This is a genomic window from Paraburkholderia sp. CNPSo 3274, assembly GCF_024206475.1.
Lineage (GTDB): Bacteria > Pseudomonadota > Gammaproteobacteria > Burkholderiales > Burkholderiaceae > Paraburkholderia.
This window is the reverse complement of the sequence record NZ_JAMBPR010000002.1, coordinates 18,402-38,720: the sequence shown is the minus strand read 5'-3', so window position 1 is coordinate 38,720 and position 20,319 is coordinate 18,402. Positions and strand designations below refer to the sequence as shown.

The following is a 20,319-nucleotide window of genomic DNA, read 5'->3' as shown; positions in this document are numbered from 1 at the left end:
TGTTCCTTATCCGTGGAAATTGAGACAGCAAACACGCGACCGTCAGGCCTCGACGAGGGATGGGTCGCCCTTCCAGATCCATTCAAGGCAGTCGTAGTAGTCGTCCTCGCCGCGATCTTTCAATCCTGCGTCTCGCACTTCGCGGGCGATGCCCTCGACGTGATAGAACTCCCAGAGCTCGCGCGAGCCAAGCTGAACGCGTGCGCTGCGGACGAGACGCCGCCGCGGATACTCGCGGAACGCGCGCTCGTAGTCGTAGTCCATCCCGTGCAGCAGGTCGGCCAGGCACACTGCATCCTCGATTGCCATGCCCGCACCCTGTGCCAATGACTGGAGCGTCGGATGCACCGCGTCTCCCAGCAACGTCATGCGCCCGCGAGTCCATTGCCGGATCGGATCCCGGTCGGCCAGAACCCAGCGGCGTTCGAGATCCATCATCGACAGGAGCTTCTTTAGAGCAGGGTGTGCATTGGCGTACACATGCTTGACGTCTTCCTCGTGCGTGATCCGCAGATCACCGTGGCCGGGAGCAGGATCCTTGAAGACTGCCACGATGTTAAAAATGGTCCGGTTTCGAAGCGGATAGTGCACGACGTGATAACCAGGCCCGGCCCATAGCACGACGTCCTGCTGATGAGGCAGATCAGCGGGAACATCTTTCATGTCGATCATGGTGCGGTGCGCGACATAGCCGACCGATCGAGCAGGCTCCTCGGCGGCAACATATTCCCGTACCTTGCTCTTGATGCCATCGGCACCGATCAGCGCGGCACCCTCGAAAGTTCGCCCGTCCGCGCAAGTGACGCGTACACCGTCGCTGCCGCGGTCTTCGAAGTTCACTGCTGTAGCGTTGACGATCAGTTCAACGCCCGGTGTGCGACGACAGGCTTCCAGCAGGATGTTGTGAATGTCAGCCCGGTGGATGACGATGTATGGATTCTTGAACCGTCGATAGAATTTTTCCGAGGTCAAAGGCACCTGCACAAGGGTTTGACCGCTGTCCGCGTCCGGCATGGACAGAGAGACCGGGAAATCCGCGGAGGCTTTAACCGTTTCCGAAAGCCCCAGTCGGTCAAAGGCCTTGAAAACGTTCGGTCCGAGTTGAATGCCATAGCCGATCGGCGAGATCTGGGCTGCCTGCTCGAGGACATGCACCCGGCGCCCGTTCTGGCCCAGCGCCAGGGCAAGGCTCAGTCCGCCGAGGCCGCCGCCGACCACGATGAGGGGAAGGTTTGCGTTCGCCACGCTTGTCTCCAGTTTTTCTGCGATTGACTTGGGATCTGGTGCGCCGCCATGATCCGTTGACAGAATGATCGATTTCTGACCATTATTCGTCAATCAGGCAACTTCAATAGTCGCAATCCAAATTATGGATTTTGGTCATCTAGATCTGAACCTGCTGGTTGTCTTCGATGCGATGTTCCGGCACCGCAATGTGACGGTTGCCGGGCGCGAGCTTGGGCTGAGCCAGCCTGCGATGAGCTATGCATTGCTAAAGATGCGTGCGGCCTTTGACGATCCGCTGTTTGTGCGCGTCAAGTCGGGCATGCAGCCGACACCGCGGGCGCTAGGCATGGTGGACACCGTGCGTGACGTCCTGCAACGCATCCAGTCCGGCTTGCTCAGCCCGGCGATGTTCGACCCAGCGAGTTCGAATCGGGAATTCCGGATCGCTACGAGCGATGTGGGCGAAAGCTTCTTTGCGCCACCGTTGATGCGCGCACTACGGAGCCACGGGCGACATTTGCAGCTTCGGGTCTTTTCACTGACACCGTCGGCCCTGGAGCAACAGCTGGAGTCTGGCGATGTCGACCTTGCTGTTGGGTACTATCCCGACCTCGTCGGCGCAGACTTTTATCAGCAAGGGCTTTTCACGAGTCACTTTGTTGCGATCGCGGCGAAGGACAATCGCCATGTGAAGGGCAAGCTGACGATGACCCGATTCCTGCAGGCCCCGCATGTCGACGTGGCCACTCCGGGCCGGAGTCAAGAGATCATCCTGCGACACATGGTGGAAAAGAAAATCGTGCGCAACGTGCCGCTACAGGTTTCCCGCTTCCTGAGCCTGCTCGAGATTGTCTCGCAGTCGGATCTCATCGCCATCGTGCCGCGGGAAACAGGCGAGTTATTCCGGAATGCTCGAGGTGTCGCAGTGCACGCTCTGCCGTTCGATTCGCCGACATTCCGACTTCGTCAACACTGGCACAAGCGTTTTCACGACGACGCTGCGGTGCGTTGGTTGCGAGCTCTGGTGCATGAGTTGTTCCAGGATCTGGACAGTCCTGCGAATCAACAGCCGTTACCAAAATGAGTGTACATGTGCTTCCAGCATATGACGTGGCAGACCAGCTCCAGGAAAACTTCGTGGATATTGGTCAAACGTCCGAAGCGGACAACAAGCCGTCGCAGAAGAACAGAGCCGCCGATTGTCAGCCGGACCAGGTGGCGTCCGCTTTAAAGGCCAAAACCGGACGGTCGAGTGACTGTTGGCTCGCTGGCGTGGTGGGCTGGTTGTGGCCAATGCCGGCGGTTCGCCGGCCGACCGTCGGCAAGCAAGTGGGCTACCTCGCGACCGCCTCCAATGGGGCGGGCCGTGAGCGCCTTCAAGAAAGCCAGGTCGGCAGCTTCACACCTCGGCTGCCTGTGCATGCGACGTCAACGCAATCGGCCAGGCATCATGTAAACATAAATATAATGATCGTTCGCAGTGTATTGGTACTCCTATGCATTCGTTTGGTGTTTAGGAATTCATAAGAAAGCACGCGGCGAATTTCACCGCATCGTATCCAACGCACTACGCACGGACGCGCTGATGGGGGGCTGGAAGCGCGTCCAGGATGCTTTTCGTTCGGCGCGCGTCTGTGCGGTCTCCCACCAGGGCTGCGCTATCTGTCTGGACTTCGTGAACGGCCGGGAGATGCAGAGGCCGCTCCTTGACAAAGAGCAGCGATGCTCAGTCGACCTCGGCGACGAGTTCGATCTCCAGGCACGCACCGAGCGGAATCTGCGCAACGCCGAAGGCGGAGCGCGCGTGCCTGCCGCTCTGACCGAACACCTCCAGAAACAGGTCGGATCCGCCGTTTGTGACGAGGTGCTGCTCCGTGTAGTCCGGCGTCGAATTGACGAGACTCGTCACCTTGACGATGCGCTTGAGCCGCTTCAGATGCCCGAGATGCGCGTGAAGTGTGCCCAGCAAATCGATTGCGACCGCGCGCGCGGCGGCACGGCCTTCGTCCGTGCTCATCGTATCGCCGAGTTTGCCGACCCACGGCTTGCCGTCTTGCTTCGCGAGATGGCCTGAAAGATAGACGATGTTGCCGCTCTGCGCGCACATGACGTACGCGGCCGCGGGGGCGCCGGCGACCGGCAAGGTGATGTCAAGTGCTTTCAGCACGGCGTAAGGATCTCGTTCAGACATGTCGTACTCGATGGAGTGTGATGGACGGTGTGTTGCGGTCCCCGCCGGGCGCTGGTTGGCGGCTTCGGCGAAGCGCTCGCGCGAGTTCGGGCGGGCAGGGTCTGCAGTCGGCGGCAACACGCGGCGCGTCAGGCCGGCACAGGCTCGCTGCTGAACGCAACGAGTTCGCGCACGAGGCTTTGCGCCGCGAGCTTCACTAGTTCGCCGCCCTTGGCCGGTGTCGCGAGACCGGGGTCCGAGCCCACGCGTCCGTCGGGAAAGCGGGCCCGGAAATCGAATGCGTCGCGGATCGGGCCAGATGGCGCGATGGGTGGGGCGAAATCGGCATGCTTGATTGAATCCGGAAGCGCCCATTGTGTGATGGCGATTTCCGACGGCGTGGCGTGCGAGCCGTGACCTTCGGGAAACTGGGTGCGCGCCAGTTCCCCGACGCCTTCGAGATCCCACCAATTGCACAGTTTCAGCGCGAAGCCGGCGCGTTGCCGCGCGAAGCTGGCGTCAGCGTAGGTCTCGGAGAAGGCTGCCTCGATCGACGCGATGTTGCCGCCATGGCCATTGAGGAACAGGATGCGCGTGAAACCATGACCGGCCAGTGAGCGCACCCAGTCGCCGATCGCGGCAATGAAGGTGGACGGGCGAAGCGAGATGGTGCCCGCGAAGGCGAGATGGTGTTGCGCCATGCCGATGTTGAACGTCGGGGCGACGAGAATATCGGCGTTCTTCTCGGCCTCATGCGCGATGATCTCGGGACACAGCCAGTCCGTGCCCAGCAGGCCCGTGGGACCGTGCTGTTCGTTTGAGCCGATCGGGACGACAACGACGCGGCTGCGCTGCAGGTATTGCGCTATCTCGGCCCAGGTTGAAAGGTGTAACAGCATGAGACCTCCTCGATCGAGCCACTTTCGGCTCACATGCGATACGCAAACGGTATCGGGTTTGAGGATGGTGGCGGCATTGGGTGTATTGAACAAGAGCAACTATGTGCACGAGTTGTTGCCTTGTGAGCAACGCCGATGCTATCTGGCTTGCATTCTGGCCCTGATCAGTTCAATCCGCCACCAATGCGCGAGCGTGAGGTTGTGCGGGCACATTTCAAGCGATGCAACGGAATCCGCGGCCTGACGATCCGCAGCGCCGGCTGGAAACTCGCACAGACGATACGTAACTCCCAACCTGCAGCCTTCAGCGACTCGTTAATCCGTGCGAGGTTCGCTGCGTGCGAACGCCCGGTCGCGCGCGATAGGCTGTTCGACGACCCAGTTGTGCTGTCGAGACGAAACGAATTGAGCGCGAGATACGCGCCGAATGCCATCAGGCTATGTGCACCCACATGCGGAACGGAATAAATCGGCTAGCAAACTGTTGTGATTAGCACCTGATACCTGGTCGCGACAGATACTTTGAGTTCGACAGCACTCGTGGGGACTTTCATGACAATACGTATTAGCGGGTCAATCATTCCCGTCGCCAAGGCGAAGGAAATTGCATCCTACGAACGTCTAGAAGATAAACGCCTGCCGCAACAGTCTCGCCGAGAACTCGATGATTTTTGCGTCAGCCATGTCATCCGTGCGATCAACGCGGAGCATATGTCCTTCATCTCGACAACCGACTTCCTGGCCAAGGTGATCGCCGAGTTGCGGGCAGCACATCTTGCGCTGGAGCCACTTAAGACGGCGTGGAGAGGCAAAACCAACCCCGGCTATATCAGCCTTTTGACGATTCCGCAGGCACATAGGGCCGCGGTGATCAATCTGATCAACAACGGCGATCCGGCTCCGGGGCACGACCGAGGACGCCATCAAACCAACCCGACGACGGCAATCGGCGGGAGCTATCGTGAATATGACCTAACGGCGCAAAATGCCGGCCGCATGACGACGCGCAATCAGCATGGCCGTCAAGGCTACTACTATTCGCCGCACCATGCCGCAGCGACATACCAATACCTATTGATTACCGACGATGCTGGACGGCCGATCTTGCGCGGTCTACCGCCCAAGATCATGACAGTGCCTGCCTGACCCGGCACCGCTGTTCTGCATCGCGAAATCAAGCGTGCACAATCGGAGGCAGCCGGTGTGCGAGGCGGATCGGTTGCCGATGCCGTGGATCGACGCGTGCGCGCGCAACCCGCGCCCGTTGTTCTGGCCTGCCATAGCCAAATTCGCCGGTTTGGAGAGTTGGTCCTGACAATCGCGAAGGAAGCTAGCAGTCACTTTGGAGCGACGCCGTTCGACGACACGTTTGCCTATACACGGCTGTGGAGGCTGTCCGGTGGCTAGGCCGCGCTTGTCCCGCGCTCTACGTGTGCCAACGCCAGCGCCAGCCGTACCCCGACCTCGGCATTGTGTTTCACGATCGCGATGTTTGTCGCCAGGCTGCGTCCATCTGTCAACGCCGTGATGCGCTCCAGCAGGAAGGGGGTCACGGCCTTACCCGTGATTCCCTTCGCAGTGGCCTCGTCGAGCGCCTGCTGAGTCAGCGCGTCGATCTCTTCGAACGTCATCGCTGCCGCTACCGGCACCGGAGTGCTCAACACCACACCGCCCTCGAGGCCGAGGTCCCACTTGGTGCGGATGAACCGCGCCTGCGCCGCCGGGTCGTCCAGCCTGAGGTCCGCGCGAAAGCCGCTGTCACGCGTGTAGTACGCCGCGAAATTGTCCTGTTCGCAACTGAGTACCGGCACGCCGTGGGTTTCCAGGTATTCCAGTGTGAGCCCGATGTCCAGGATGGACTTCGCACCGGCACAGATTACCGCCACCGAGGTCTTCGCCAGTTCCTGCAGGTCGGCCGAGATGTCAAAGGTCTCCGGCGCACCCCGGTGTACGCCGCCAATGCCTCCGGTGACGAAGACCTCAATGCCGGCCAACGCGGCACATATCATCGTGCCAGCCACAGTCGTGGCGCCGAGCCCGCCGCTGGCCAGAGTGGCCGGCAGGTCACGGCGGCTGACCTTATGTACCCGGTCCGAGCGGCCGATCAGTTCCAGTTCGTCATTCGAAAGGCCGATGTGGATTCGCCCACCGATCAGTGCGATAGTCGCGGGCTCAGCACCCGCGTCACGGATCAAGGACTCCACTTCGTGCGCAGTGCGAACGTTCTCCGGGTAGGGCATGCCGTGGGCAATGATGCTCGATTCCAGCGCCACGAGCGGGCGGCCGGCGGCCTGTGCGGCAGCCACAGGAGCGCTGCAGGTCAACCACGAGCGTGCAAGGTCCGTAACCATGTCGATGCCTCGTCAACTGAGCAGGTTCGCTACCATCCAACCCGAACCGCCGCCGAGCCCGGGACCAGGATGGGTCGATGCGCCGATGGGGTACAGGTTCGCACGGCGCGGTATGCCCGTGCTTACCTGAGACGCCCGCGAACGGACGCAGCCAGAAGAACTGGTCCGGCGAGCATACCAGCTTGACCGGAGAGACCGTCGTCAAACCTTCCGCTTTGAGGCTTGCTGCAGCCTGTTCCGCTTCCTCCAGATCCCGGGCTGCGAGCAGCACCATTAGACCTTCATCGGCGAGTTGCCTTACAGTTTCGAACCCGATTCCACGGTTCCCTCCAGTGACGAGGGCTACTTTTGCACCGGCTTGCATATTCGCTCTCTTGAAAAGATAGATTCCGTGACTCTATGCACGTTTGCATCCACGCCCGGCAGGCTCGTAGATAGTGCGTCTCTAACAGAGAACAGTCGGATAGGACAATTTATTCCGTTTTTCCCCGCGATCAGGACGATGGCTAGTCGGTGCTCTGTTCCACCTGAAACCCTATTATATTGAAGGTAGTCGAGTCGATTTCTGCCATTCCAGAGATGCTTTGGCGTTTCACGAAACGAGGCATCAAAATTTGTAAAATAGTTTGGGTTCCTGAAGTATGACTTCCGTCTGCTGATGAATGACGGATGTAGCGTATTGGCTGCCTGCGGGAATGACAATCAGAAGGTCTTTCATAAGGCTCATTCCCGAAGAGAGCGCGTAAAGTCGAATAACCATTCCTGTCCGAAGGGCCGCGACGAATGTTGCGCCTTCAGCCGGGCGAGCCCGCGCCAATACCGAACTTTCGTAGCCGCCCCCGTATGCCAGCCGTTACACCATCACAGGAACTGCCGCGAACGACCTGTAAATGCAAATCACGAGGCGAGTCGGATAACAGAGCGTGTGTGGGATTTTCAGCGAGCATTTTGGCGAGGATCACGCTCCAGGAGAATGCGCGACCTCATAGCTGCGCAAGCCATCGTCACGCGAGGTCATTCCGACATAGCCCAGCTCGCGGCGTGCGGCAGCATCGCTCACACTGAATTCCCGCCCGATCATGCGCACCATTGAACGCGACAGGGGTGGGTCGCTGTTTTTCCGCAGAATGGCCCAGACGGCATCCATCAAGCGCCCTGAGGCTGAGGCCAGCCAATAAGGCATCGAACGTAGTTCCGTGACGGAAAGACCCTGCACGCCTGCAATTGAAGCGATGAACTCGCGGAACGTTTGCGTCTGCTGATCAGTGATGAAAAAGGCGCGACCACCTTCGCCGCGTGTCAGCGCGCACTGGACGGCTTCGACGACGTTATCCACGTGGCAAGTGGAGAACGCATAGTCGCCACGGTCGATGAAAGCGAACTGGCCTGACTTGATCGCACGGGGAAGCGCGCGGCTGAACGGATCACCCGGCCCCCAGAGTGCCGGCGGGCGCAATGCGATGGTGCGAAAACCCGGCTTGTTGGCAGCCAGCACGATCTGCTCGGCCTGCGCCTTGCTCGCCAGATAAGCCGAAAAGTGCTGCGCAAAGGTAGGAGCGCTCTCCTCTGCATGACGGATGGGCGAACCGGATTCGTCCATGATGACGCCTGCCGCGCTGACATGAACGAAACTCGCCACGCCAGCTTGCTCTGCCGCTGCCAGCAATCTGGCGGTGCCATCCACATTGGCGCGAAAGAACGGCGCGCGCGGTCCGGAGAAGCGAAACATGGCCGCCGCATGAACTACGGCATCAAGCGCGGGCAGTACCAGCGGCGCGCGGTTTTCCAGATCGCCATCGACAGGCTGAGCGCCCAGTTCCTGCACCCTTTCACGGGACGACGCCGAGCGCGCAAGCGCAAAGACCTGATGGCCTGCCGCTGCGAGTGCGGGGAGCAAGCGACTGCCGAGAAGACCGGAGCCTCCAGTGACAAGGATGTTCATGGTCGATCAACTTTTCGTATCCGTTGTGTCCGTCGTTAGAATCGCGCGCATGGCGTTCTCGCGGATGTCCTCGAGAACGGTGGACATGGGGGCCGCCGCATGGCGCAGTTGCGCCGTGACATAGAGCAGGGAAGCCGCGTTAGCCGACGCCCACATCACATCCGCCGCGACTTCCACCGCGAGCGCGAGCCGCCCCTCGGCGGCGATGGCAGAAATGCGCTCGATGAGGAGCGCGAAAGCTTGCTGGGCAGCCGGTATCTGCGCCCCCTGCAGAACACGTCCCAACATCGCTGCATAGAGTCTGGGCCGTGCCGCCGCGAAGCGCACGTAATCGTCCCAGCCATCGCGCAGGACGCTCACGGGATCAGGCGATTGCGCGGCTGCATTTTTGCCTTCCAGAAACTGCGCGAACGCCTCCGCCATCGCGGCACTTAGCAGACCGTCGGCGCTGCCGTAGTGGTGATAAAGCGTCGGCGCGGTGACTCCGGCGAGGGAGCAGACCGCGCGCGTCGAAAACTGCGCCTCGCCTTCTTCTTCGAGAACCTTCAGCGCCGCAGCAAGCAGGGTGGTCCGTGTATCCATACCACCAATATAGCACCGATATAGGCGACTGTATAGCGGCGATATAGCCTGTGCGGCCGGAGTCGAGGCCGGTAACAGGCGATCGCCTGCGGTGCGGTGGTCGTGCTAATGGATGCTTGTGCTCATTCAGTCGATTCCAGCAATTCCACCTCACGAATCAGAGCTGATCAGGACCGCCCCGCTGCGATCCGTCCGCTCGATGTGCGCGATCGCGTCGATGAACCGGGACAGATCGTAGTCGCCCTCCACCTCGAATTGTTCGGGCGCCGCGAGGCCGATCTCGATCGCCTCCGCCACATCCTCGCGGCGCTGCCCGGCCGACGTGGTCTGCAGCCATCGCGCGCTCGACACGCCCTTGAACATGATCTCGTGATGCGCCAGCTGGACGGACGGGAGTGCAATGGGCTCCGGCGCGAGTCCGCCGTAAAACAGCAGGGCCCCGCCGTCGCCGAGCAGCCGGACAAGATCGCTCACCATCGCGCCCCCTACCGGATCCACGACGACCTGAAGCGGCCGCCCTCCTGCGGCCCGGCGGACCTGGTCGGCCCAGTCCGTATCGGCCGTCGAAACCACGGTCAAATCCGGAAACCGCGCGGACAGGGCGTTCGCGCCGTGTTTGCTGCGTACCGCGCTTACGACCTTCAAGCCACGCCTGCGGGCGGCAACCGCGAAGATGCGCGCAACGGAGGACCCGGCAGCGGTCAGCAAGATCGGCGTCTCGCACCCTGCGTCCGGCACGGCCTGCTTTGCGGCACGCAGCAGCATGAGGGCGATCACCGTGTTCGGGAGCAACTGGGCAGCGATGGCGTCCGACAGGTCGTCGGGGATGGCCGTCACCAGTTCGACGCGCGTCTTGAGACGCTCTGCCCAGGCGCCCGGGCTGGGATTGAAGATCACTCGTGCACCCGGCTTCACGCCCTGTGCGGGGCCCACAGCTTCGCCCACGGCTTCGACGACGCCTACGCCATCGCCTCCCGGCACCACGAAGCCGTCTGCCGGAAGCGGGATGTTGAAGCGCCCGCGGACCATCGCCAGGTTGCCGGGATGGATGCTGCGTCTGGTCACGCGGACCACGACCTCACCGGGTCCCGGCGGCGTCGGATCGGGAAGGGTCCTCAGTTCGAGGACTTTCGCCGGGTCGCCGAACGCGGTGAGAACGATGCCTTTCATGCTTTCACTCCAGGTTGAGAGGGTGTGGAGCGAAGATAGGCCCTTTGTTGCGCCGCGATTAGTGGGTATTCTTTTGTTTCCGCTTCAAGCAATCGTTGAAGATCGTCGACCCATATGGAAACGTTGGCAAACCTCGAATCCTTCGTACGGGCGGCGGAAGGCGGCAGCTTTTCAGAGGCGGGACGCAGGCTGGGGCTGACCGCCGCGGCGGTCAGCCGAAACGTGGCGATGCTCGAACGCAACCTGGGGGTACGGTTGTTTCAACGATCGACCCGCAAACTCACGCTCACGGAAGCCGGCGAGCGGTTCCTGGTTTCGATCGACGGTAATCTCGATGCGCTCCAGGCCGCCATTGCCGAGGCCGCAGCCCACAGCAGCGAGCCGTCAGGCGTCTTGAAAGTCAGCTTGAGTCCAGCGTTTGGCGTCGCGCATATTCTGCCTTTGCTGCCGCCTTTCCTTGCAAGGTACCCGCGAATCAAGCCGGAATGGCACTTCGAGAACCGGCCCGTGGACCTGATCGCCGAGAACTACGACGCCGCCATCGGGGGTGCCTTCAATCTCGCCCCCGGTCTCGTATCACGCGCGCTGGCCCCGGTGCATATCGTCGCCGTGGCCTCGCCGGCCTATATGTCCGGCCGGTCGCTGCCGGCCGATCCTTCGGGACTCGCTGCTTACAACGGCATCGCCATGCGCTCACCGCAAACGGGGCGAATTCGCCGCTGGATGTTCCGGAATGCGAACGGTATCGAGGTGCCGGGTACGCTCACGGAAACCATCGTCGTGAATGATCCTGCGGCGATGCGCGAGGCCACGCGTCTTGGCCTGGGCATGTCGTTGATCGCGCTGGTTGATGTGCTGCCCGACCTGGAGCGCGGAGATCTGATTCGGCTGCTGCCGGACTGGTACGCGGATGCCGGCACAATTTCGCTCTACTACGCATCGCGAACGCTCATTTCGGCCAAGACACGTGTTTTTGTCGATTTCGTCGTTAGCGCCTTCAGGGGCAAGCGATTGGACGACTTCAAACCATAGCGGAAGCGTCCGCTCATCGGCCATTTTAAATCAATGAAGCCTTCGCGCGGCGCATGGTGTGCGTGCCGTACGCCATGTCGTCGAGGCCGATGGACGCAATCCATCACCATTCGTCGAGCTCAACGTGTAGTCCGGTCACGTTTATCCCGCGATCGATTCTCTTCGGGAATGAGCCTTATGAAACGCCTGCTGATTATCATTCCCGCAGGCAGCCAATACGCTACATCCGTCATTCATCAGCAAACGGAAGTTTCCAGCTTGCGTTTGGGTCTACGCAAGCTGACGATCTCCGATCCAGCAGGGCAGTGTCAGGCGTTAATGGCTGGTTTGATTTTTACCTTGAGTCAACCCGATGCGCTCAGGAATCCAAATGATTTCCCTCATTTTGAGGCGTCGTAGCGTGAAACGCTGAAGCCTCTATGGAGTGCCAGAAAAAGACTCGACTAGCTTCAACATAATACGGTGCCAGATAGACAGGGACAGTAACCATCGTCCTGATCGCGGCAAATACGGAATAGATTGTCCAATCCGACTGTTCTCCGTTAGAGACCGGTTATGCACGAGGTCTCAGGGCATGGATGCACACGTGCATAGAGTCACGGAAGCTAGTTTTTTAGGAGAGTGTCCCATGGCAAAACTGACCAGCAAGACTGCCCTCGTCACCGGCGGTTCGCGCGGCATTGGCGCCGCGATCGCCAGGCGGTTGGCCGCCGAAGGCGCCTGGGTGGCGATCACCTACATCAAGGGAGCGGACGCCGCCGCCCGGGTGGTGAAGGAGATCGAAAGCGCCGGAGGCGAGGCGATCGCGATCGAGGCGGACGCCGCCGATGCGAAGGCCGTCACGGCCGCGGTCGAACAGACCGTCTCCATCTTCGGCGGGCTCGACATCCTGGTGAACAACGCCGGCACACTCATCCCCAAGCCGTTCGAGGAGACCACGCTTGAGGAGATGGACCTCGTGATCAACATTAATCTGCGCGGCGTGTTGGCCGCCACCCAGGCCGCGCTCAAGCACCTGAAGGCGGGCGGCCGCATCGTCACGATCGGCTCCTGCGTCGGCGAGCGGAACATGATGCCGGTCCTGGCGACCTACGCCGCGACCAAGGGCGCTGTGAAGATGTTCACCCAGAGCCTGTCTCGCGAGGTCGCCCCCCGCGGCATCACGGTCAACAACATCCAGCCGGGGCCGATCGACACCGATAACAACCCCGCGGCCGGCGACTGGGCGCCGCCGCAGATCGCGATCACCGCGCTGAAGCGGTTCGGCCACGTCGACGACGTCGCCGCGATGGTGGCGTTCGTCGCCGGCCCCGAGGCCAGCTACATCACCGGCGCAAGCCTCACCGTCGACGGCGGCACCAACGCTTGAGGGGCACGACTGCCATCTCCGGTTGGACTTGCTCGCGCAACGTCCGCAATGGGTCGGCTACCGCCGACCGCATCAGGCAGTCGTCGGCCAGGCACTGCCGTTCAACTCGAATCGCCGGTCCTGGAATTTCCGTTCGGACGAGACGCGCTGCCGCAAGGGGACCCAGCCTTTGCTGGTCTCCAGCACACAGCACCGCATAACCGCGCTCGCCTGAGCCGTTCACCAGATCGGAGAAAGCGGTCAGTCATGCCCTGATGTTGGGTCCATTGGTACGCGTTACGTTGAGGAAGAGATCATGAGTAAGCTTTCAGGTAAGGTGGCCGTTGTCACGGGCGCGTCCAAGGGTATTGGAGCCGCTATCGCCAAGGCACTTGCAGCAGAGGGTGCCTGCGTAGTCGTCAACTATGCAAGCAGCAGGGCGGGCGCGGATGCCGTGGTTGCGGCAATTACCGCGGCGAACGGCAAGGCCGTTGCCGTCGGTGGCGATGTGTCAAAGGCAGCGGACGCGCGAGGCATCGTCAATGCGGCGGTCGAAACCTATGGACGCCTCGACATCCTCGTCAACAATGCCGGTATCTTCGAGATGTTGCCGATCGAAGAAGTGACCGAAGAGCACTTCCACAGGCAATTCAACACGAACGTGTTTGGCGTTCTGCTCGCGACGCAAGCCGCCGTGGAGCACCTCCAGGAGGGGGCGTGCATCATCAACATCGGTTCGTACGTGAGCCGCATCACGCCGCCGATGACGGCCGTTTATACCGGTACGAAAAGTGCCGTCGATGCAATCACGGGCGTGCTTGCGCGCGAACTTGGTCCACGCAAGATTCGCGTGAACGCCATTAATCCAGGCGTGGTGATGACCGAGGGTTTGCGCACAGCAGGGTGGGTCACGCCTGAGGTTGAACAGTGGGTCCTTAGCCAGACGCCGCTCGGCCGTCTGGGCCAACCGGATGACATCGCGTCGATTGCAGTCTTTCTTGCATCGGACGACGCACGATGCTTGACGGGCGAACACATTATTGCCAGCGGCGGCATGCGCTGATCCCGAAAACAGGTGCCGGCCGGCTCGGACTCAACGTGCTGGCCGTTCGCCTCCAGACGCAATCCGCCACCTGGGATTTCGTGACCGGACAAGTCACTCCCGTCGATGGTGGCAGCCCGCTCGTTTGCGGAGATGGGGCCTGCTGATCCCGGCTGGAAGTTCAGGCAACGCGGTCTCGTACTGATGGAGTGAGTGGAATGGACGGCGAAAACGTAATCGCAAACATCGATCAGACAGACTGGGCGGCGTTGAAGGGCAGGCTCATCGAGGCCGGCTGCCAGGTGCTGATGATGCCCGCAGTTGGCGGGAAAATTGCGCATTGGAACGGCGCATTGGATCCCCGTCCGAAAATGCTGGTCCGATGCAGCACCGTTGCTCAGGTCTCAAGTGTGATGCGCGCCGCGAGCGGCTTTGACGCTCCGCTCGCCGTCTACAACGGCGGGCAGGACTGGACCGGTCGGTCTATGCGCGACGGCAGTCTGCTGCTAGACCTTTGCGACTTGCGGACCATTGAGATCGACACCGGGCGCAGCGAAGCGACGATCGGCGCGGGCGTGACGAGCGCTCAGCTCAATCGCGCTGCGGGCGAGCGAGGTCTTGCCGCGGTGATCGGCAACGACGGGGCGGTGAGCATGGCCGGCCTCACGCTCGGAGGCGGCTATGGACCGGATAGCCCACGCCTACGGCCCCAATGCGTTGAGGCTGTCCCGGATCAAAACCCGCTTCGACTCGAGAGGCGTCCTCCATGCCATTCCGCTCCCAGCTTTTTCACGGGCCGCGTGATGCCTATGATGACGTCCTTTCAGGAGCAGTCAGATGGCAAACCCCTCGTCCAGCGTTGAGCAGCCAATCGCACAGCGAGCGCGTTCGCTAAACTGCTCAGCATTCCTCGAGATTATCAAACTGTCCGCCCCCCCGCAGATGATCTCGTTCGCGGCGCGGCCGCAGCGCAAGCGCCGGAATAGATAGCGAGCGTCGAGTGTTGTCACGATAGCCCTGTCATCGAGGGCCAAACGCCCCTTTGGAGCAACCACCATGTCTTGTCCAGAAACACGCCCGCAACCCGTGCAGACGCCGCGACTCCTTACGGTGCACGAGCTCCTGTTCGAGTCTGCCGCAGCCCGCCCTGATGCGATTGCGCTGATCGCCGGCGATGACATATGGACCTACGGTCGTCTGGCACGGGACGTCAGAAGGCTTTCACAAGGCTTGAGCGCACAAGGTCTGAAACCAGGCGATCGCGTCGCACTGCACCTGACGAACAAACCGGAAACCGTCATCGCGTATTACGCGTGCATGTTGACAGGCGTAATCGCGGTGCCGCTGAATAACCGGCTCACACGCGCGGAACTCGAGCCGCAATTGCGACGGCTGCAGGTTTCTTTGTATCTGGGTCAGAGTGATCTATACAGCGCAATTGCGGGTGTGGATGGTTCGATTCTCGATGCCCACAGGCGCTTTCTTGTCGACGGCTCGTCCCAGGGCACGGGCGCAAAGGTATGGAGCGAGTTGATTGAGCACCAGGAAGACGAGGTGCGGCTCGCGCCGGCGCGCGTCGATGAACCTGCGCTTCTGCTGTCAACGTCCGGCACTACGGGGGAACCGAAGTTCGTCACCCACACCCAGCGCACAGTGTGCGCGATGACGCAAGCATGCCAGGCCGTCGCGTCGAGGCCGTACGACGTCGCGCTTGTTGCCACGCCCATGATGCATGGGGGAGGGCTCGTTACTGTGCTGGCGACGCTAGCTACAAATGGCATCTGCGTCCTGATGGACCGATTCGAGCCGGCGGCCGCGCTTGACCTGATAGAGCGGCACCGTTGCACCATGCTGATATGGTTGCCGTTCATGTATTCGGGGGCGATCGCCGAGCAGATTGCGCAGCCACGCAACGTCACGTCACTGGGCACCTGCCTCGTCATAGGCGACACGACACCGCGAAGTCTGCAGGAGGAGTTCTTGCGGGTGTTCGGCGTCAGGGTGCGCAACGTGCTTGGGATGAGCGAAAGCGTGGGCACGTTCACCTACGGATTCGATATCGGGCCGGTGTGCCGTGCGGTCGACATGAACCGGGTCCGCCTCGTCGACCCAGAAGGCAACACCGTCAAGCGCGGCGAAGCGGGCGAGCTATTGCTGCGCGGTCCGAACATGTTCGTCGGCTACTGGCATGGGCCCGGACACATCGACGACGCACGCAAGGATGGCTGGTGGGCCACGGGCGATGTGCTGAGACAGGACGAAGCCGGCGATTTCTGGTACGTCGCCAGAAAGAAAAACCTGATCGTCCGTGGCGGGTCGAATATCTCGCCGGTCGAAGTTGAGGACGCATTTCTTGTTCATCGCGGCGTGCGCGAGGCAGCGATAGTCGGTGTGCCGGATGCCGTCCTCGGTCAGCGCGTAATCGGCTTTGTTGAACTGACCGAAGCCGCGACGCAGGTCGAGGAAGTATTGCTCGACCTGTCCACCAGGGTGGCGAGCTACAAGATGCCGGAGCGGCTCATCGTCGTCGACAAGTTGCCGCGCAATTCGTTAGGCAAAGTGGATCGGGCCAGGCTGAAAGCAATCGGCGAGCAGCATTCGCGTGAGCCGCGCAACGGCGTCGGCAGCAACATCGTCCGATTTCTTCCAGTTGGAGAATAGTCATGCCATTTATCGAAATCGAAGGCCGAACCCTGCACTACCAGATCCGGGGTACGGGTTTCCCGGTTCTGCTCGGGCACAGCTACTTGTGGGACTCGTCCATGTGGGAGCCGCAAATCGAGGTACTATCGCGCTCGTTTCAGGTGATCGCCCCCGATCTCTGGGGCCATGGCCGATCCGCCAGTCTTCCTGAAGGCACGCGTGCCCTGGGTGATCTCGCCAGGCACGCGAGTCGCCTGCTGGATGCGCTTGCCATCCAGCAATGCGCCGTCGTTGGCCTGTCTATCGGCGGCATGTGGGGCGCGGAGCTTGCGTTGCGCGATCCGTCGCGAGTCCATACGCTGATCATGATGGATACCGACCTCGGGGCCGAGCCGCACGCAAACCGCACGCAGTATTTCCAGATGCTTGACACGATCGAGGCGCTTGGCAGCATTCCGTCGCCGATGCTTGATGCGATCGTCCAGCTATTTTTCCGGAGCGGCGCCGATCCTGACGCCGAACTACCGATGTCATTCAGGCGCGCGCTGGAAAACTTCTCAGCGTCGCAATTGCGAGAATCGATAGTTCCGCTGGGGCGAATGATCTTTGAGCGGCCTGACTCGGTCTCCGATCTTGCGGCACTTGATGGCGGCCGTACCCTGTTGCTGTGCGGAGCACACGACGTTGCCCGCACGCCGGCCGAAACCGTGCGTATGGCCGAGATCATTGGTTGCCAGCATGTGCTCATACCTGAAGCCGGTCACATTTCGAATCTGGAAAATCCGGCATTCGTCACCGACACGCTGTTGCGATGGCTGACGCAGCAAACGGGCATGCTGCATCGCCCGGACTGAGCAGTCCTATAGAAGGCCGTATGAAATCGCCGGCGACGTTGGACCGACCGTTGAGCCGATTAAAGCGGACGGGCAACGCGAGGTTCTCACGGCAATTACGCGAAATGATTCGCTACGCCCGCGAGAGCCCAGTGATCGGTGCGGGGCCGGTCGGCTTGTTCCAGTCGAATTACCACACGTCGCCACCTTGGTTCAGGCGATTTGCAGTCTTCTCCGCCACGAACTACCTTGAAGGGAAAAATACCAACGATCTTCTCCCCGATAGTGTTCACCGTTTCCCTATGGAGGTTCCCGTGCCGGACGATCCCTTTGCCGAACTGAAGGCGGTACAGCGCGAAGCCTGGGCACTGTTTGCGCCGTTGGAAGCGATTTCGACGATGCCGGCGGCTGAATTGATCCGCCATGCGCTCGTGCGTCCACAGCAGTCGGTACTCGACGTCGGTTGCGGCACCGGTGTGATCGCGCTGACTGCGGCGCGTCTCGGCGCCCGGGCTTGTGGCCTGGATCTGGCGCGGGCACTGATTGAGCGTGCGAAGAAGAATGCCGCACTGGCCGACGTCGAGATCGATTTCCGGGAAGGCGATGTCGAGGCAATGCCCTATGACAATGCAAGCTTCGACGTAGTGCTAAGCCAATTCGGCCATATGTTCGCGCCACGGCCAGAAGTGGCGATTGCGGAAATGCTGCGCGTACTAAAACCGGGCGGCACCATCGCGTTTTCAACCTGGCCACCGGAACACTTTGTCGGCCAAATGGCTGCACTGGTTGGTAAATACCAGCCGCCGCCCCCGGGCGTTGCGTCCCCGTTGCAATGGGGCGAGCCGAGTATCGTCCGCCAGCGGCTGGGCGAAACAGTCGCTGACATCGTGTTCGACCGCGGCGTATTATGCTTCCCGGCGTTAAGCCCGCAGCACTACCGAAGCGGTGCGGAAGAGACATTTGTGCCTATGGTAAAACTGGTGCAGACCTTGCAGGATGACGCGACCAGGCTGGCGGCCTTCCGCGCCGAACTGGATGGCTGCATCGCCAGCCATCTGGAAGACAACATGGTGCGGCAGCACTATCTAATGACGCGCGCGATCAAGCGCTAATTCCGCGCCTTGTTAGCGCTTTGACCGAAAAGCCTCTGATAGTGGATTCTCGATGGCGATTGCCAGCTGCATTGTCATATCGTCGTCGGCTCCGCACCAGCGGGGACCTTGCGTGATCTAGCCGTCACGCTGCTAGCTACTATTCGTACTTTGCGCTTCAACCTCTGGTGATCGGTCCACATAATCCATGTACCGACATTCGCGAATCGAGCGAATCCAGCCAACCAGAGGAAAGACAATGGGCTTCACCATCACCGAAAAAATCCTGGCCCGCGCAGCAGGTCTGAATTCGATTGCGGCGAGCGACGAGTTTATGGCCAAACCCGACTTCTTGCTCGTGTACGATTTCCCTGGTTACACGAACGTGTACTTCAGGCAGATCAAACGAGACCTTGGAATCGATCAGTCGCCGAACCAGAAAGGTTCGGAGTCTTTATCGATCACATGATTCCCGCCATCTCGGCGGAAGAGGAGGTCTTCCATCGCCAGACTCGTGAGTGGACATCCGAAAACCACGTTGCGCTTTTCGAAAAAAAGGCATTGGACACCAGGTTGCCGCCGAAGTGGGTTATGCCGTTCCCGGCGCGCTAGTCGTGCACTTCGACCCGCATATCAGCCAGTTGGGCACCTTCGGTACGCTTGCGCTCGGCATTCATCAGAACATGCTCGAAGCGTATTCTCCGAGCGTATTGCGCTTCGCGTGCCGCGTACGGTTCGTATCGACTTCAGCGGCGGGGGGTGATCGTGCGTGTGGCGATACCTTTGTCACTTGCAAAGTCCGGTATCCATGCGCCAATCCAGCGGGGTCGCCGGACAGGATTCTTCACGATGAGATAGGGCATTGCGATGCACGTAGGGAGGGTGTCATGAAGACTGCGGAGAAGTCGTTGCGGCGGCTCGTGGACAAGTGGCTCGGCGGCGCGCCGGGGGGCTCCCGCGCATAACGCGCTTCGGCCATTGCCGGCAGAACGATTGGCGTTACGTCCGGGTGGAAACGATGTGTCCCTCTGGCGCAAAGGACCCCACGTAGAACATCGTTGGGGTCACGCCCGAAGGCGGTGGCGGCCCGAACTATCCGAACATGTGACCGGCTGAACGCAATCCGCAACCTGATTTCCCTCCCTTTAAGGATGCATGCATGAGTATCAATGACACGACTCGGCACCCATGCCGATGCCTGGCCGGACGCCTGCCTCGCTCGTTTTGGAAGGCAGGGCGCAGGATGCGAGCGCTGTACCTGCTCGACAAATGAGCCGCCGTCGGGCGGCATTTGTCTCATCCGCGTTTTGCGGCATGGGTAGCGCGACTCGCGAGAGCCGGCGTGGCTCAGATAGTGCTGCCGGGGTATTCGAGCCGGGTGAATCGGGCCTGGACCGAACGTTTGAGCCACAGCGCCGCAGCCTGGATCAGGGCTGGAACGGCGAGCAGCGCGAACATCGTGCCGACCGCGAGATCATGCCTGAGTATCAATCCGCCAATCAGCGGTCCAAGCATTCCGCCGAAGCGGCCTACGCCATTCATCCACGAAATGCCGGTCGTGCGACCGCTCGTCGGATACGTGGATGCCCCGAGCGCGGCCATCGAGACGGTGGCGCCGTTCAGACACGCACCCGCAAAGAACACGCATGGCGTGAGGATCTCAAGACTGCCCTTGTGCTGACCGAGGAGCCAGAGCGTCGCTGCGCCCAATGCAACCGAGGTCGCGACCACGGTGTTTTTCTCGAATCGGCCTGATACCGGCCGATGCGCTGGTCGTCGATAAACCGCACGACATCGATCGTGCGTGAAGTTGGGTACATGGAAGTCTCCTGATTTGAGTTTGACGCTGCCTATGCGGCTGGAACACCCCCGCGTTTCGTTCGTCACCAGGTGCCATGAGGTCGTCGCTGCCGTCAGGGCTTGCGCGCAATGCCGTCTGCACGCGTGAGCACCTGTCGGCCGAATCCGTAAATTGCAGGCGATTGCGTG

20 protein-coding genes and 3 pseudogenes are annotated in these 20,319 nt (G+C 61.0%); 13 read left to right on the top strand and 10 right to left on the bottom strand.

Annotated features, from left to right (window positions below; genetic code table 11):
- Positions 1 to 42 precede the first annotated feature (42 nt).
- Positions 43 to 1,245, bottom strand: coding sequence for an FAD-dependent monooxygenase (locus tag M3I54_RS01295; RefSeq protein ID WP_254332394.1), 1,203 nt, complete (start codon positions 1,243 to 1,245; stop codon positions 43 to 45).
- Between the two features lie 124 nt (positions 1,246 to 1,369).
- Between M3I54_RS01295 and M3I54_RS01290 the strand changes: the two genes are divergently transcribed.
- Complete coding sequence (locus tag M3I54_RS01290) at positions 1,370 to 2,311, top strand: LysR family transcriptional regulator (protein ID WP_254332392.1); 942 nt, start codon at positions 1,370 to 1,372, stop codon at positions 2,309 to 2,311.
- A gap of 642 nt (positions 2,312 to 2,953) precedes the next feature.
- On the opposite strand, the gene M3I54_RS01285 is transcribed toward M3I54_RS01290, so the two are convergent.
- Both M3I54_RS01285 and M3I54_RS01280 read right to left on the bottom strand, forming a co-directional pair.
- Positions 2,954 to 3,418: a RidA family protein gene (locus tag M3I54_RS01285; RefSeq protein WP_254332390.1), complete on the bottom strand. Its 465-nt coding sequence runs from the start codon at positions 3,416 to 3,418 to the stop codon at positions 2,954 to 2,956.
- 128 nt (positions 3,419 to 3,546) lie between these two features.
- The gene (locus M3I54_RS01280) at positions 3,547 to 4,296 is read right to left on the bottom strand and encodes a creatininase family protein (protein ID WP_254332388.1); all 750 of its coding nucleotides are present in this window, start codon (positions 4,294 to 4,296) and stop codon (positions 3,547 to 3,549) included.
- Positions 4,297 to 4,848: 552 nt separating this feature from the next.
- On the opposite strand from M3I54_RS01280, the gene M3I54_RS01275 reads away from it, so the two are divergent.
- Positions 4,849 to 5,442 carry a hypothetical protein gene (locus M3I54_RS01275; RefSeq protein WP_254332387.1) on the top strand — a complete coding sequence of 198 codons (594 nt, stop codon included), beginning with the start codon at positions 4,849 to 4,851 and terminating at the stop codon, positions 5,440 to 5,442.
- A 257-nt stretch (positions 5,443 to 5,699) separates the two neighbouring features.
- On the opposite strand, the gene M3I54_RS01270 is transcribed toward M3I54_RS01275, so the two are convergent.
- The 5 genes and pseudogenes from M3I54_RS01270 to M3I54_RS01245 form a co-directional block, all read right to left on the bottom strand.
- The gene (locus M3I54_RS01270) at positions 5,700 to 6,647 is read right to left on the bottom strand and encodes a pseudouridine-5'-phosphate glycosidase (RefSeq protein WP_254332386.1); all 948 of its coding nucleotides are present in this window, start codon (positions 6,645 to 6,647) and stop codon (positions 5,700 to 5,702) included.
- A gap of 217 nt (positions 6,648 to 6,864) precedes the next feature.
- A pseudogene (locus M3I54_RS01260) lies at positions 6,865 to 7,011 on the bottom strand (SDR family NAD(P)-dependent oxidoreductase); the annotation flags it as partial.
- A gap of 594 nt (positions 7,012 to 7,605) precedes the next feature.
- Positions 7,606 to 8,589 carry an NAD(P)-dependent oxidoreductase gene (locus M3I54_RS01255; RefSeq protein WP_254332385.1) on the bottom strand — a complete coding sequence of 328 codons (984 nt, stop codon included), beginning with the start codon at positions 8,587 to 8,589 and terminating at the stop codon, positions 7,606 to 7,608.
- A 6-nt stretch (positions 8,590 to 8,595) separates the two neighbouring features.
- Positions 8,596 to 9,171, bottom strand: a complete 576-nt coding sequence (locus M3I54_RS01250) for a TetR/AcrR family transcriptional regulator (RefSeq protein WP_254332384.1) — start codon at positions 9,169 to 9,171, stop codon at positions 8,596 to 8,598.
- 150 nt (positions 9,172 to 9,321) lie between these two features.
- Positions 9,322 to 10,341 (bottom strand): zinc-binding dehydrogenase, encoded by a 1,020-nt coding sequence (locus M3I54_RS01245; protein ID WP_254332383.1) that lies wholly within the window; start codon positions 10,339 to 10,341, stop codon positions 9,322 to 9,324.
- Positions 10,342 to 10,455: 114 nt separating this feature from the next.
- On the opposite strand from M3I54_RS01245, the gene M3I54_RS01240 reads away from it, so the two are divergent.
- The gene (locus M3I54_RS01240; protein WP_254332381.1) at positions 10,456 to 11,373 is read left to right on the top strand and encodes a LysR family transcriptional regulator; all 918 of its coding nucleotides are present in this window, start codon (positions 10,456 to 10,458) and stop codon (positions 11,371 to 11,373) included.
- A 28-nt stretch (positions 11,374 to 11,401) separates the two neighbouring features.
- Here M3I54_RS01240 and M3I54_RS01235 read toward each other — a convergent pair.
- A pseudogene (locus tag M3I54_RS01235) lies at positions 11,402 to 11,476 on the bottom strand (integrase); the annotation flags it as partial.
- A 74-nt stretch (positions 11,477 to 11,550) separates the two neighbouring features.
- Between M3I54_RS01235 and M3I54_RS01230 the strand changes: the two are divergent.
- The 10 genes and pseudogenes from M3I54_RS01230 to M3I54_RS45300 all read left to right on the top strand — a co-directional run bounded on the left by M3I54_RS01230 (position 11,551) and on the right by M3I54_RS45300 (position 19,295).
- On the top strand, positions 11,551 to 11,772 hold the full coding sequence (locus tag M3I54_RS01230; protein ID WP_254332379.1) for a hypothetical protein: 222 nt from the start codon (positions 11,551 to 11,553) through the stop codon (positions 11,770 to 11,772).
- A 229-nt stretch (positions 11,773 to 12,001) separates the two neighbouring features.
- Positions 12,002 to 12,742, top strand: coding sequence for an SDR family NAD(P)-dependent oxidoreductase (locus M3I54_RS01225; protein ID WP_254332377.1), 741 nt, complete (start codon positions 12,002 to 12,004; stop codon positions 12,740 to 12,742).
- Positions 12,743 to 13,037: 295 nt separating this feature from the next.
- A complete protein-coding gene (locus tag M3I54_RS01220) occupies positions 13,038 to 13,784 on the top strand; it encodes an SDR family NAD(P)-dependent oxidoreductase (protein ID WP_254332374.1) in 747 nt (248 codons plus the stop codon).
- 197 nt (positions 13,785 to 13,981) lie between these two features.
- Positions 13,982 to 14,452 (top strand): annotated as a pseudogene (locus M3I54_RS01215) (FAD-dependent oxidoreductase); the annotation flags it as partial.
- On the top strand, positions 14,445 to 14,567 hold the full coding sequence (locus M3I54_RS45305; protein ID WP_375542082.1) for a BBE domain-containing protein: 123 nt from the start codon (positions 14,445 to 14,447) through the stop codon (positions 14,565 to 14,567). The pseudogene M3I54_RS01215 and the gene M3I54_RS45305, both read left to right, overlap by 8 nt.
- 252 nt (positions 14,568 to 14,819) lie before the next feature.
- Entirely contained in the window at positions 14,820 to 16,424 is a 1,605-nt protein-coding gene (locus M3I54_RS01210; protein WP_254332370.1) for a class I adenylate-forming enzyme family protein, read from the top strand.
- A 2-nt stretch (positions 16,425 to 16,426) separates the two neighbouring features.
- Complete coding sequence (locus M3I54_RS01205) at positions 16,427 to 17,260, top strand: alpha/beta fold hydrolase (RefSeq protein ID WP_254332368.1); 834 nt, start codon at positions 16,427 to 16,429, stop codon at positions 17,258 to 17,260.
- Between the two features lie 104 nt (positions 17,261 to 17,364).
- Complete coding sequence (locus M3I54_RS01200; RefSeq protein WP_254332366.1) at positions 17,365 to 18,351, top strand: class I SAM-dependent methyltransferase; 987 nt, start codon at positions 17,365 to 17,367, stop codon at positions 18,349 to 18,351.
- Positions 18,352 to 18,589: 238 nt separating this feature from the next.
- Complete coding sequence (locus M3I54_RS01195; protein WP_254332363.1) at positions 18,590 to 18,799, top strand: hypothetical protein; 210 nt, start codon at positions 18,590 to 18,592, stop codon at positions 18,797 to 18,799.
- Between the two features lie 49 nt (positions 18,800 to 18,848).
- Positions 18,849 to 19,295, top strand: a complete 447-nt coding sequence (locus M3I54_RS45300; RefSeq protein WP_375542080.1) for an aconitase family protein — start codon at positions 18,849 to 18,851, stop codon at positions 19,293 to 19,295.
- 382 nt (positions 19,296 to 19,677) lie between these two features.
- On the opposite strand, the gene M3I54_RS01190 is transcribed toward M3I54_RS45300, so the two are convergent.
- Positions 19,678 to 20,217 carry an MFS transporter gene (locus M3I54_RS01190; protein WP_309249584.1) on the bottom strand — a complete coding sequence of 180 codons (540 nt, stop codon included), beginning with the start codon at positions 20,215 to 20,217 and terminating at the stop codon, positions 19,678 to 19,680.
- Between the last annotated feature and the right edge of the window lie 102 nt (positions 20,218 to 20,319).

Excerpts from the sequence above, each read along its gene's own strand:
- M3I54_RS01290 (WP_254332392.1), top strand. The coding sequence starts at position 1,370 with ATGGATTTTGGTCATCTAGATCTGAACCTGCTGGTTGTCTTCGATGCG.
- M3I54_RS01285 (WP_254332390.1), bottom strand. The coding sequence starts at position 3,418 with ATGTCTGAACGAGATCCTTACGCCGTGCTGAAAGCACTTGACATCACC.
- M3I54_RS01280 (WP_254332388.1), bottom strand. The coding sequence starts at position 4,296 with ATGCTGTTACACCTTTCAACCTGGGCCGAGATAGCGCAATACCTGCAG.
- M3I54_RS01275 (WP_254332387.1), top strand. The coding sequence starts at position 4,849 with ATGACAATACGTATTAGCGGGTCAATCATTCCCGTCGCCAAGGCGAAG.
- M3I54_RS01270 (WP_254332386.1), bottom strand. The coding sequence starts at position 6,647 with ATGGTTACGGACCTTGCACGCTCGTGGTTGACCTGCAGCGCTCCTGTG.
- M3I54_RS01255 (WP_254332385.1), bottom strand. The coding sequence starts at position 8,589 with ATGAACATCCTTGTCACTGGAGGCTCCGGTCTTCTCGGCAGTCGCTTG.
- M3I54_RS01250 (WP_254332384.1), bottom strand. The coding sequence starts at position 9,171 with ATGGATACACGGACCACCCTGCTTGCTGCGGCGCTGAAGGTTCTCGAA.
- M3I54_RS01245 (WP_254332383.1), bottom strand. The coding sequence starts at position 10,341 with ATGAAAGGCATCGTTCTCACCGCGTTCGGCGACCCGGCGAAAGTCCTC.
- M3I54_RS01240 (WP_254332381.1), top strand. The coding sequence starts at position 10,456 with ATGGAAACGTTGGCAAACCTCGAATCCTTCGTACGGGCGGCGGAAGGC.
- M3I54_RS01230 (WP_254332379.1), top strand. The coding sequence starts at position 11,551 with ATGAAACGCCTGCTGATTATCATTCCCGCAGGCAGCCAATACGCTACA.
- M3I54_RS01225 (WP_254332377.1), top strand. The coding sequence starts at position 12,002 with ATGGCAAAACTGACCAGCAAGACTGCCCTCGTCACCGGCGGTTCGCGC.
- M3I54_RS01220 (WP_254332374.1), top strand. The coding sequence starts at position 13,038 with ATGAGTAAGCTTTCAGGTAAGGTGGCCGTTGTCACGGGCGCGTCCAAG.
- M3I54_RS45305 (WP_375542082.1), top strand. The coding sequence starts at position 14,445 with ATGGACCGGATAGCCCACGCCTACGGCCCCAATGCGTTGAGGCTGTCC.
- M3I54_RS01210 (WP_254332370.1), top strand. The coding sequence starts at position 14,820 with ATGTCTTGTCCAGAAACACGCCCGCAACCCGTGCAGACGCCGCGACTC.
- M3I54_RS01205 (WP_254332368.1), top strand. The coding sequence starts at position 16,427 with ATGCCATTTATCGAAATCGAAGGCCGAACCCTGCACTACCAGATCCGG.
- M3I54_RS01200 (WP_254332366.1), top strand. The coding sequence starts at position 17,365 with ATGATTCGCTACGCCCGCGAGAGCCCAGTGATCGGTGCGGGGCCGGTC.
- M3I54_RS01195 (WP_254332363.1), top strand. The coding sequence starts at position 18,590 with ATGGGCTTCACCATCACCGAAAAAATCCTGGCCCGCGCAGCAGGTCTG.